This is a genomic window from Streptomyces sp. BV286 (assembly GCF_019090165.1).
Taxonomy (GTDB): Bacteria; Actinomycetota; Actinomycetes; order Streptomycetales; family Streptomycetaceae; genus Streptomyces.
In genome coordinates, this window is record NZ_JAHRIB010000062.1 from 15318 (window position 1) to 27225 (window position 11908).

10 protein-coding genes and 1 riboswitch are annotated in these 11908 nt (G+C 69.4%); of the genes, 9 read left to right on the forward strand and 1 reads right to left on the reverse strand.

Going from position 1 to position 11908, the window contains the following annotated elements; translation table 11 throughout:
• Window positions 1–84: 84 nt before the first annotated feature.
• On the reverse strand, window positions 85–1212 hold the full coding sequence (gcvT, locus tag KUF83_RS09435) for a glycine cleavage system aminomethyltransferase GcvT (RefSeq protein WP_217454147.1): 1128 nt from the start codon (window positions 1210–1212) through the stop codon (window positions 85–87).
• A 163-nt stretch (window positions 1213–1375) separates the two neighbouring features.
• Window positions 1376–1490, reverse strand: a riboswitch (glycine riboswitch).
• A 228-nt stretch (window positions 1491–1718) separates the two neighbouring features.
• Here gcvT and KUF83_RS09440 point away from each other — a divergent pair.
• The 9 genes from KUF83_RS09440 (at window position 1719) to KUF83_RS09480 (ending at window position 11859) form a co-directional block, all read left to right on the forward strand.
• Window positions 1719–2405, forward strand: a complete 687-nt coding sequence (locus tag KUF83_RS09440; RefSeq protein ID WP_217454148.1) for an AAA family ATPase — start codon at window positions 1719–1721, stop codon at window positions 2403–2405.
• A 112-nt stretch (window positions 2406–2517) separates the two neighbouring features.
• Window positions 2518–3339, forward strand: coding sequence for an enhanced serine sensitivity protein SseB (locus KUF83_RS09445; RefSeq protein WP_217454149.1), 822 nt, complete (start codon window positions 2518–2520; stop codon window positions 3337–3339).
• A gap of 251 nt (window positions 3340–3590) precedes the next feature.
• Entirely contained in the window at window positions 3591–4382 is a 792-nt protein-coding gene (locus KUF83_RS09450) for an enhanced serine sensitivity protein SseB C-terminal domain-containing protein (RefSeq protein ID WP_217454150.1), read from the forward strand.
• Between the two features lie 341 nt (window positions 4383–4723).
• Complete coding sequence (locus KUF83_RS09455; protein WP_217454151.1) at window positions 4724–5737, forward strand: ABC transporter permease; 1014 nt, start codon at window positions 4724–4726, stop codon at window positions 5735–5737.
• Window positions 5738–5798: 61 nt separating this feature from the next.
• The gene (locus KUF83_RS09460; protein ID WP_217454152.1) at window positions 5799–7589 is read left to right on the forward strand and encodes an ABC transporter substrate-binding protein; all 1791 of its coding nucleotides are present in this window, start codon (window positions 5799–5801) and stop codon (window positions 7587–7589) included.
• Between the two features lie 117 nt (window positions 7590–7706).
• Window positions 7707–8705, forward strand: coding sequence for an ABC transporter permease (locus KUF83_RS09465; protein ID WP_217454153.1), 999 nt, complete (start codon window positions 7707–7709; stop codon window positions 8703–8705).
• Entirely contained in the window at window positions 8702–9799 is a 1098-nt protein-coding gene (locus tag KUF83_RS09470; RefSeq protein ID WP_217454154.1) for an ABC transporter ATP-binding protein, read from the forward strand. The genes KUF83_RS09465 and KUF83_RS09470 overlap by 4 nt, the downstream gene beginning before the upstream one ends.
• Before the next feature lie 23 nt (window positions 9800–9822).
• A complete protein-coding gene (locus tag KUF83_RS09475) occupies window positions 9823–11103 on the forward strand; it encodes an ABC transporter ATP-binding protein (RefSeq protein ID WP_217454155.1) in 1281 nt (426 codons plus the stop codon).
• Window positions 11104–11196: 93 nt separating this feature from the next.
• Window positions 11197–11859 (forward strand): trimeric intracellular cation channel family protein, encoded by a 663-nt coding sequence (locus KUF83_RS09480; RefSeq protein WP_217454156.1) that lies wholly within the window; start codon window positions 11197–11199, stop codon window positions 11857–11859.
• Window positions 11860–11908: the final 49 nt, after the last annotated feature.

Genomic DNA, 11908 nt, shown 5'->3' on the forward strand with positions numbered 1-11908 from the left:
CCGTGTCACCTGTGGAGTCCGCGGACCGGTGTCGTCCGGGGAGCCCGGACCGGGTGCCTCACTTCCGGCGCCCGCGGACCAGTGTCACTTCTGGCGCTTGTAGAACGGCAGCGCCACGACCTCGTACGGTTCGTGGCTGCCCCGGATGTCCACGCCGACACCGCTCGTGCCGGGCGCGGAGTGCTCCGCGTCGACGTACGCCATCGCGACCGGCCTGCCGAGCGTCGGGGACGGCGCACCGGAGGTGACCTCGCCGACGACCCTGCCGTCGGCGACGACCGGGTAGCCGGCGCGGGGGACACGGCGGCCCTCGGCCAGCAGGCCGACGAGGACGCGCGGAGGCTGCGACTCGGCCCGGGCGGCGGCCTCGGACAGCGCCTCGCGCCCGACGAAGTCGCCCTCCTTCTCGAACTTCACGACCCGGCCGAGCCCCGCGTCGAACGGCGTGAGCGAGGTGCTCAGCTCGTGCCCGTACAGCGGCATGCCCGCCTCCAGGCGCAGGGTGTCCCGGCAGGAGAGCCCGCAGGGGGCGAGCCCCACGGGGGAGCCCGCGTCGGTCAGCGCCTGCCACAGCTTCTCGGCGTCGGCCGGGGCGACGAACAGCTCGAAGCCGTCCTCGCCGGTGTAGCCGGTGCGCGCGATCAGGGCCGGAACACCGGCGACCGTGCCGGGCAGGCCCGCGTAGTACTTCAGCCCGTCCAGGTCGGCGTCGGTCAGCGACTTCAGGATGCCGGGGGACTCCGGGCCCTGGACGGCCAGCAGGGCGTAGGCGTCCCGGTCGTCGCGCACCTCGGCGTCGAAGCCCTCGGCGCGCTCCCGGACGGCGTCCAGGACCACCTGGGCGTTGGAGGCGTTCGCCACGATCATGTACTCGGTGTCGGCGAGGCGGTAGACGATCAGGTCGTCGAGGATGCCGCCGTCGGCCCGGCAGATCATCGTGTAGCGGGCGCGGCCCGTCTTCACGCCCCCGATGTTGCCGACCAGCGCGAAGTCCAGGAGAGCGGCCGCCTGGGGGCCGGTGACGGTGATCTCGCCCATGTGGGAGAGGTCGAAGAGGCCGGCCCGGGTACGTACGGCGAGGTGCTCGTCGCGCTCGGAGCCGTACCGCAGGGGCATGTCCCAGCCGGCGAAGTCGGTCATCGTCGCGCCGAGCGAGCGATGCAGGGCATCGAGCGCGGTCCGGCGCGGCTGAACGGGGGCGTTGCTGCTCATCGGTGGGGCTCCCAAGGCATGACGGCGAGGTCGTTCCTCCCCATCTGTCATCGGAACCTGAGAGGTTCGCCGTGAACACCCATGAACGTGGTGGTCACTGACTTGCACCTTGGGTGGAGCCGACGCCCTGGCGGTCAGGGGGCGGCCCGCTTTTCAGATGTGCCTCGCCCGCGCGGTAACGGGGCCTGAGAGATTCAAGGGAGGGACTTGCTCCTTCGGCGCCCGGGCACTCGTACACCTGCGTGTACACGTACCCGGAACTCTCCCGCGCGGATTCAAGCGGCCGGTATGCAGTTGGCGCGCACATCATTGCACGCATCGGACCGGGGCGGCAGGGGCCTCGGCGGGGCGGCGGACCGGCCCGTACCGGGCCGGACAGTGTCCGGACAGGGCTCACAGGCGTTCACAGTGATCTGTGACGGGGCTGTGGCAGGACGAGAACAGAAATGAGGGGACCAGCGCATTACCTTCTCTTTACACTCGACGGGGATGGGTCTCCCGACCCCATGGGGAGGACGATCAGGGTGAACAGGACCACGGCGTACGCGACCAGTACGGGCATCGCGCTGCCCAAGCAGCCCACCGCACCGGCCAGGGAGGCGTGCGACCCGCTTCCGGCGCCCGTCGTCCGTGATCTGCGGGAGCGCGCGGGTCACAGCCCTCACGGCCTGCGGTTCGGAGCCGCCGACCTGGTCGTGGTCACGGGCCTGCCGGGCAGCGGCAAGTCGACCCTGATGCGCCGGGCGGTGACCGGCCGCCGCATCGACTCCCAGGACACCCGCGACCGCTGGGACGGCAGGCTGGCCCGTTTCCTTCCGTACGCGGTCTACCGCCCCCTCGTGCGCGCCGCGCACTACGCGGGCCTGCGCGGGGCCCTGCGCTCCGGCGAGGGCGTCGTGGTGCACGACTGCGGTACGCAGGCCTGGGTGCGCAACTGGCTCGCCCGGGACGCCCGGCGCCGGGGCGGCACCCTGCACCTGCTGCTGCTCGACGTCGATCCCGGCACCGCGCTGGACGGCCAGCGCGAGCGCGGCCGGGGCGTCTCGCGGTACGCGTTCGCGCGGCACCGCGGCGCCGTCGCCAGGCTGCTGCGTTCCGTCGAGAAGGGCGACCTCCCCGAGGGCTGCGGCTCCGCCGTCCTCGTCGACCGCGCCGCGGCGGACGTGCTGCGGCGCATCGACTTCGGCGACTGAGCGCCGCTCCCGGTCGGCGGGTTCCGGCTTCCGCGGGTCTCGGACGCGGTGGACGGGCGGGCAGGCGCGTAATCTCGACAACCGCAGAAGGCGGTTCGAGCAGGCGGTAGAGATGGACTTCCCGGCACAGGACATTCCGGCGCAGAACTTTCCCACACAGGACTTTCCGGCACGGGCGCACCCGCATCCCCATACCGGCTGGCCCGGCAACGAGGTGGAGGAGGTGCTCGCGGCCTCCCTCGGGCTTCCCCCGTCGCCCTCGACGGGCGCCCGGATCGTGGAGGCCGTCGGGCGCGCCTTCCTCTGGGTGCCGCTGCCGGAGGGCGGCGGCCCGCACAGCGGCCCGCTCGACCTGCCCACGGTGGAGCTCGGCGGGCAGGCGTACGTGCCGGTCTTCACCTCGGACCAGCAGTTCCGCCAGGTCGTCGGCGACCACATGGCGTACACCGTCGCGCCCGCCGTGGAGTTCGCGCGCGGCCTGCCGCCCCAGGTGGGCATCGTGCTGAACCCGGACGGCACGGTCGGGGTGCCGCTGCCCCCGCCGGCCGTGGCCGAGCTGTGCCGGGCCGGGCGGACCCAGCTGGACGGGGCCGCGAGCGGCGGCCGGGTCCGGCTGTTCCAGCCCGACTGGCAGGACGACCCGGTGGACTTCCTCGCCGCGGCCTCGGCGGAGTTCGCCGCCGCCGGCGTCGTGCTGAGCGCCCGCCGCTGTCTGGCGAGCATCGAGGGCGGCGACCCCGTGATGTTCGTCGGCATCGAGGCGGTCCACTGGGACGAGAGCGCGCGCACGCTTCCGCTGGACGCCCTCGGCCGGGCCCTGGGGCGCGTTCCCCTGGCACACCCGGTGAGCCTCGTCTTCCTCGACGTGGCCCAGGACCCGGTGGGCGACTGGCTGAGGGCCCAGGTCCGCCCCTTCTACACCCGGACTTTCTAGGAGGGGCTCACCCGGGCGCGCCCCGGCAGGGGCGCGGGGAACGGCGCGCTCGACCACATCCGACCCGCGGGCGGCGGACAACAGAAAGCCCCGACCTCTCAACACCAAACCCAGCGGAGCGCAACGGTGCTGTCGGGATCGCCACTTAAGCTGGTTTCATGGCTCGGTCGGGGTGGTGTCGTGTTCACGTGAGCACAGCGCCCCGCCGAATGGACCCGTATGTCAGGGATGTCGCGAAGGGGCGGTAGAAGGTGAGCGCGTCGGGCACGGCCGCGGCCGGGCAGGTCGAGCACATGCTGCGCCAAGTGACGCCCGGGCGTTACGACGCCTACGAGGCGCTCCTTCGCGCGCTCGCGACCCCGTCGTCCGGCCAGGTCTGGATGCTGCTCTGGCACGGCCAGGCGGGCTCGCCCGACGCCCAGTACGGGAACATGCAGGTGGACGGCTTCGGCTACGCCCCCTGTGTGACCTCCGCGCAGGAGCTCTCGGCCAGCGGCTGGAACCGTTCGTACGAGGTCGTCGACGGGCTCGACGTCGCCCGGACCCTCTACCCCGACCACTACGGCCTCTGGTTGAACCCGCACGCGCCGGGCGGCGGCGTCGGCATCCCCTGGCTGGATCTGCGCCGTATCGCCACCGGTCTGGAGCGGCAGCCCGCGGGCCCGCTGAGACTGTCCGAACCGGGCATCGAGATCCCGCAGTTCTACGCCCTCCTCACGCAGAACGCCCACCGGACCACCGCGGTCCGCTCGCTGCGCCGCGCCTGGGTGCAGCCCTCGCTCGGGGCGCCGTATCTCGCCATCGGGCTCGACGTGTACGACACCAGTCCGCCCGCCGTGGACTCGGTGCGGGCGATGATGCAGCAGTCGATCGGCGCGGTGCCGGACGGCCTGCCGGTGTCGACCGTCGCCATGTCGGACGAGTACGACCCGGTGGCCCTGTGGCTGCGGGCGCACGCCCGGCCGTTCTACGACCGGGAGGCGCACGCGGCGCCCGTCCAGGCTCCGGCGGCCGGCGGGTACGGGTTCCCCGGCGCGTACTGAGATGATCGGGGTGGACCGCGTCCACCTCGTGGAGTTCCTCCTCGCATCCCCGCACCGCCTCCGGGCGGAATGTCCCGATCTACGCGGGTAAATGGGATGCAAGGCCCGTTCCGCCCCAAATGTCATGCGTCCGACCCCCGTTACCCGGCGTTCGGATAACGGAACCCCCCAGACAGCATCACGTTTGCGCATCCATTCACCGTCAGGTCTGGCTACAGATCGCTGAGGCGTTGAAGACTCCCGGTCCAGGGGGTTTCGCCCCTGTGTACGACGGACTGATCACGCCGCTACAGCGGCAAGCGTGGGCCGGCTACCGCCGGTTGAGAGGGGTCCCTGCCACGATGACGGCACCATTGCACGAGCCGACGACCGAAGCCGCCCCGAGTGCGGCCGAGGAGGCGGCGCTCGCCGCGGGCTCCGCCGAGGCGAAGGCGGTACAGGGGCGTTCCCTCGGCCGCATCGCCTGGGAGCGCCTGAAGCGGGACAAGCTCGCCCTGACGGGCGGTGTCGTCGTACTCGTGCTGATCCTGATCGCGCTGTTCGCTCCCGTGATCACGAGTCTGGTCGGCCAGGACCCCGAGACGCACCACGAGGACCTGATCGACCCGCTCTTCTCGACTCCCACCGGGTCCTTCGGCGGTATCAGCGGGGACCACCTCTTCGGTGTCGAACCGGTCAGCGGCCGCGACATCTTCGCCCGGATCGTCTACGGCGCCCGGGTGTCGCTCCTGGTCGGCTTCCTGTCGGCGTTGGTCGCGGTGGTGCTCGGCACCGTCCTCGGCGTACTCGCCGGCTACTTCGGCGGCTGGCTGGACGCCGTCATCAGCCGCGTGATGGACGGCCTGCTGGCCTTCCCGCAGCTGCTCTTCATCATCGCGCTGGTCTCGGTCATGCCGAACGAGATGCTGGGCCTGACCGGCACGGGTGTGCGCCTGTTCGTCATGATCCTGGTGATCGGCTTCTTCGGCTGGCCCTATGTCGGACGTGTGGTGCGCGGCCAGACGCTGTCCATGCGCGAGCGCGAGTACGTCGAGGCCGCGCGCAGCCTCGGGGCGGGCCGCTTCTACATCCTGTTCAAGGAACTGCTGCCCAACCTGGTCGCGCCGATCATCGTCTACACGACGATGATGATCCCGACCAACATCCTGACCGAGGCGGCGCTGAGCTTCCTGGGCGTGGGCGTCAAGCCGCCCTCCGCCTCGTGGGGGCAGATGCTCTCCTCCGCGATCGACTACTACGACTCGGATCCGATGTACATGGTCATCCCGGGTGTAGCGATCTTCATCACCGTGCTCTCCTTCAACCTCTTCGGCGACGGCGTACGCGATGCGCTCGACCCGAAGGGTTCCCGCTGAACTGCCGTACCCCCAGGGCCCGTCATCTGTCGACGGGCCGCTACACACACGGAGGATCCGAGTGATTACCCAACGCACCACAGGGCGGCGTAAGCAGGCTGCGGCCGCCGCAGCCGTGGTCGCTGCACTGCTGTCCACGGCGGCGTGCGGCGGCGGCGGCAACGACGACGACGGCGGCTCGAAGAACGGCGCGGCCGGCTTCAACGCGGCGAACAACAAGGTCGCGCAGGCCTCCCTCGCCAAGAAGGGCGGCACGCTGAAGTTCGCGGGCGTCCAGGACGCCGACTCGTGGGACACCACGCGTGGCTACTACGGCTTCGCCTGGAACTTCATGCGGTACTACAGCCGCACGCTGGTGACCGGCAACGCCGAGCCCGGTGCCAAGGGTGCCGAGCTCTCCCCGGACCTCGCCACCAGCACGGCGAAGATCAGCGACGACGGCAAGACGTACACCTACACGCTGCGGGACGGGGTGACCTGGGAGGACGGCAAGCCGATCACCTCCAAGGACATCAAGTACGGCATCGAGCGCCAGTGGGCGCAGGACGTGCTGTCCGGCGGTCCGGTCTACCTGAAGGACGTCCTCGACCCCAAGGGCGAGTACAAGGGCCCGTACAAGGACAAGTCCGCGGACAAGCTGGGTCTGAAGGCGATCGAGACGCCGGACGACAAGACCATCGTCTTCAAGCTGCCGCAGGCCAACTCGGACTTCGAGGACATGCTGGCGCTGGCCTCCTCCTCGCCGGTCCGCCAGGACAAGGACACCAAGTCCAAGTACGGCCTGAAGCCGTTCTCGTCCGGCCCGTACAAGTTCCAGTCGTACACGCCGAACAAGTCGCTGACCCTGGTCCGCAACCCGGAGTGGAAGGCGTCCTCGGACAAGATCCGCAAGGCGTACCCGGACAAGATCACGCTGACGCTGTTCACCAACGCCAACGACATGGACCAGCGTCTGATCAACGGCGACTACGACCTGGACATCAACCAGACCGGCATGTCCCCGCAGGGCCGCACCACCGCCCTGAAGCAGCACAAGGGCAACCTGGACAACCCGGTCTCCGGCTACGTCCGCTACGCGGTCTTCCCGCAGAGCGTCAAGCCGTTCGACAACGAGCACTGCCGCAAGGCCGTGATCTACGGTGCCGACCACGAGTCGCTGCAGACCGCGCGCGGTGGCCCGGTGGCCGGTGGTGACATCGGCACGAACATGCTGCCGCCGTCCGTCCCGGGCGCCGAGGGTCAGAAGTACGACCCGTACGAGTCGGCCACGACGAACAAGAAGGGCAACGCCGCCAAGGCCAAGGAAGAGCTGAAGGCCTGCGGCCAGCCGAACGGCTTCAAGACCACCATCGCGGTCCGCAACAACAAGCCGGTCGAGGTCGCCACCGCCGAGTCCCTCCAGGCCTCGCTGAAGAAGGTCGGCATCACCGCCGAGATCGACCAGTACGACGGCGCGCAGACCAGCGGCATCATCGGTAGCCCCGCGAACGTCAAGAAGAAGAACTACGGCATCATCATCATGGGCTGGGGTCCGGACTTCCCGACCGTCCAGGGCTTCGGTCTGCCGCTGTGGAGCGGCAAGTACATCCTCGAGAGCGGCAACAACAACTTCGCCCTGATCAAGGACAAGACGATCGACGGCCTCTTCGACGACTACGTCAAGGAGCTCGACGAGGCGAAGAAGGTCGAGCTTTCCACGGAGATCAACCACAAGGTCATGGAGGGCGGTTACTACCTGCCCTTCGTCTTCGAGAAGTTCGTCAACTGGCGTGGCAGCAACCTCGCGAACGTCTACACGACCGACAACTACAGCGGTCAGTACGACTTCGTGAACCTGGCTCTGAAGAAGTAATCCCGACCGGCGCACCCGCCATACGGCACGAAAGGCAGGTGAAGGCCGGCGCGGCGTGACCCGCGGGCCACCGGACGACCTCCGGTGGCCCGCGGCCCCGCCGTCGGGCCGAGAGCAGTGCTCGCTTACCTCATCAGGCGGCTCTTCGCCGCCGCAGTGATGCTGGTGGTCATCATTCTGGTGGTCTTCTGCATCTTCTTCCTCGTCCCCCGCTGGGCGGGCGTGGACCCGGCCACGATGTTCGTGGGCAAGCAGGCCGACCCCGCGGCGATCGAGGCCGTACGGCAGAAGCTCGGGCTGGGCGAGCCGATCTTCGTCCAGGTCTGGGAGTTCTTCAAGGGCATCTTCGTCGGGCGCACCTACGCGTCCGGCGGCGACGTCACGAACTGCGCGGCCCCGTGCTTCGGTTACTCGTTCCGCAACGAGCAGGCCATCTGGCCCGTGCTCACCGACCGCTTCCCAGTGACCCTGGCTCTCGCGCTCGGTGCCGCGGTCCTGTGGCTGATCTTCGGTGTCGCGGCGGGTGTGCTCTCCGCGCTCAAGCGCGGCTCCCTGTGGGACCGCGGTGCGATGATCGTCGCCCTCAGCGGTGTCTCGCTCCCGATCTACTTCACCGGTCTGCTGTCACTGGCGGTCTTCAGTTACGGCCTCGGATGGATCGACGGCCAGTACGTCCCACTGGAGGAGAGCTTCAGCGGCTGGCTCGGGGGCATGATCCTGCCCTGGGTCACCCTGGCCTTCCTCTACGCGGCCATGTACGCCCGGATCACCCGCGCCACCATGCTGGAGATCCTGGGTGAGGACTACATCCGCACGGCCAGGGCCAAGGGCCTGCGCGAGCCGGTCGTCATCGGCAAGCACGCCATGCGTTCGACCATGACGCCGATCCTGACCATGTTCGGAATGGACCTGGGCGCCCTGATCGGCGGCGCGATCCTCACCGAGACCACGTTCAGCCTGCCGGGCCTCGGCCAGGCCGTGCTGACGGCGATCAACACCAAGGACCTGCCGATCATCCTGGGCGTCACGCTGATCACCTCGCTCGCCGTGATCTTCGCCAACCTGGTCGTCGACCTCCTGTACGCCGTGATCGACCCCCGTGTGAGGCTGTCATGACCGAACCCAGCAAGACCGGAGCGGCCATGACCGAGCCCGTCAAGGACTCGCCCGCCCCCTCCGCCTTCCTCGAAGTCCGCGACCTGAAGGTCCACTTCCCGACCGACGACGGCCTGGTCAAGTCCGTCGACGGGCTCAGCTTCACGCTGGAGAAGGGCAAGACCCTCGGCATCGTGGGCGAGTCGGGCTCGGGCAAGTCGGTGACCTCGCTCGGCATCATGGGTCTGCACACCGCCGGTCAGTACGGCAAGCGCAAGGCGCAGATCTCCGGCGAGATCTGGCTCGACGGCACGGAACTGCTCTCCGCCGACCCGGACTACGTGCGCAAGCTGCGTGGCCGCGAGATGGCGATGATCTTCCAGGACCCGCTGTCGGCGCTGCACCCGTACTACACGATCGGTCAGCAGATCGTGGAGGCCTACCGGATCCACCACAAGGTCGACAAGAAGGTGGCCCGCAGGCGGGCCGTCGAGATGCTCGACCGGGTGGGCATCCCCCAGCCGGACAAGCGGGTCGACAACTACCCGCACGAGTTCTCCGGCGGTATGCGCCAGCGCGCGATGATCGCGATGTCGCTGGTCAACAACCCCGAACTGCTGATCGCGGACGAGCCGACGACCGCCCTGGACGTGACCGTCCAGGCGCAGATCCTCGACCTCATCCGTGACCTGCAGAAGGAGTTCGGCTCCGCGGTCATCATCATCACCCACGACCTGGGCGTCGTCGCCGAACTGTCCGACGACATCCTGGTGATGTACGGCGGCCGCTGCATCGAGCGGGGCCCCGCCGAGAAGGTCTTCTACGAGCCGAGGCACCCGTACACCTGGGGTCTGCTGGGTTCGATGCCGCGCCTCGACCGTGAGCAGACCGAGCGGCTGATCCCGGTCAAGGGCTCACCGCCCTCGCTGATCAACATCCCGTCGGGCTGCGCCTTCAACCCGCGCTGCCCGTACGCGGACGTCCCCAAGGACAACGTCACCCGCACGGTCCGCCCCGAGCTGTCCGAGGTGGGCAGCCAGCACTGGGCCGCGTGTCACATGACGCAGGAGCAGCGGGAACGGATCTGGACCGAAGAGATTGCGCCGAAGCTGTGAGTGACAACGCAGAGGACAAAGCAGTGGCCATCCCTGCACAGAGCGACGGCTCGGCCTCGGGTGCGGTCCTCACGAAGGACGCCGCCCCCGGCGAGACGATCCTCAAGGTGACCGGGCTGCAGAAGCACTTCCCGATCCGCAAGGGACTGCTCCAGCGGCAGGCCGGCGCGGTGCGGGCGGTCGACGGCATCGACTTCGAGGTCAGGTCCGGCGAGACCCTGGGCGTCGTGGGCGAGTCCGGCTGCGGCAAGTCGACGATGGGCCGGCTGATCACCCGGCTGCTCGAACCGACCGCGGGCACCGTGGAGTTCGAGGGCAAGGACATCACGCACCTCGGGGTGGGCGCGATGCGTCCGATGCGCCGTGACGTCCAGATGATCTTCCAGGACCCCTACTCGTCGCTGAACCCGCGCCACACCATCGGCACGATCATCAGCGCCCCCTTCAAGCTCCAGGGCGTCACGCCCGAGGGCGGTGTCAAGAAGGAGGTCCAGCGGCTGCTGTCCGTGGTCGGTCTCAACCCCGAGCACTACAACCGCTACCCGCACGAGTTCTCCGGTGGCCAGCGCCAGCGCATCGGCATCGCCCGCGCGCTCGCGCTCAACCCGAAGCTGGTCGTGGCGGACGAGCCGGTCTCCGCGCTCGACGTGTCGATCCAGGCGCAGGTGGTCAACCTGCTGGACGACCTCCAGCAGGAGCTCGGCCTCACGTACGTGATCATCGCGCACGACCTGTCCGTCGTACGCCATGTCTCGGACCGTATCGCCGTGATGTACCTCGGCAAGATCGTGGAGCTGGCGGACCGCGAGTCGCTGTACAAGGCGCCGATGCACCCGTACACCAAGGCGCTGATGTCGGCCGTGCCGATCCCGGACCCCCGGCGCAGGTCGGCCAAGAGCGACCGGATCCTGCTCAAGGGTGACGTTCCCTCGCCGATCTCGCCGCCGAGCGGGTGCCGCTTCCACACGCGGTGCTGGAAGGCCACGCAGATCTGCACGACCACCGAGCCGCCGATGCTCGAGCTGAAGCCCGGTCAGCAGGTGGCCTGCCACCACCCGGAGAACTTCGAGGACCAGGCCCCGCAGGACACGGTGCTGCTGACCGTCGCGAAGGAGGCGGCGGAGCTGGTGGCCGACGAGGTGCTCGCGGAGTCCGCGGAGACGTCGGCGGCCGTCGCGGCGGAGGTCGCGGATTCGGCCGCGGACTCGGCCACCGTCACGGAGGCTCCCGCCGGGACCGCTCCCGAGGGCGACGCTCCCGAAGCCGACGCTTCCGAGGGCGACACTCCCGCCAAGGAGAAGTAGGCCACAGGGAAACAGGCCGCAGAGAAGTGAGCAGCACTGAGCCCCTGCCTTGCAACGCAAGGCAGGGGCTCAGTGCTGGGTGAGAATGTGCAGGTGCTCCAGCAACTCTTCACTCCCTCCGTTCAGCACACGCTCGAACTGATCGGCATCTTCGTCTTCGCGATCTCCGGGGCGCTGCTGGCCGTGCGGAAGAACTTCGACGTCTTCGGTATCGCCGTCCTCGCCGAGGTCACCGCGCTGGGCGGCGGACTGTTCCGGGACCTGGTCATCGGGGCCGTGCCGCCGGCCGCCTTCACGGACCTGGGGTACTTCCTCACGCCCCTGCTCGCCACCGTCCTCGTGTTCTTCCTCCATCCGGAGGTGGAGCGGATCCAGCTCGGGGTGAACGTCTTCGACGCGGCCGGGCTCGGCCTCTTCTGCGTCGCGGGCACGACGAAGGCGTACGAGTACGGGCTGGGCCTCACCGCCTCCGCGACCCTCGGACTGGCGACGGCCGTCGGCGGCGGTGTGCTGCGGGACGTCCTCGCCAACGAGGTGCCCTCGCTGCTGCGCTGGGACCGCGACCTGTACGCCGTGCCCGCCATCGTCGGCGCCACGATGGTCGCCCTGTGCATCCGCTACGACGTGCTGACGCCCTACACGTCCGCGCTCGCCGTCGTCACCGCCTTCGCGCTGCGGCTGCTCGCGATGCGCTACCACTGGCGCGCGCCCCGGGCGTGGCACCGGCGCTCGACGGCGGTCGAGGTGCCGGACTGAGGGCTCCCGCCCCCGCGTCCGCCGGCGGGGTTCATGTGACGGAAACAGA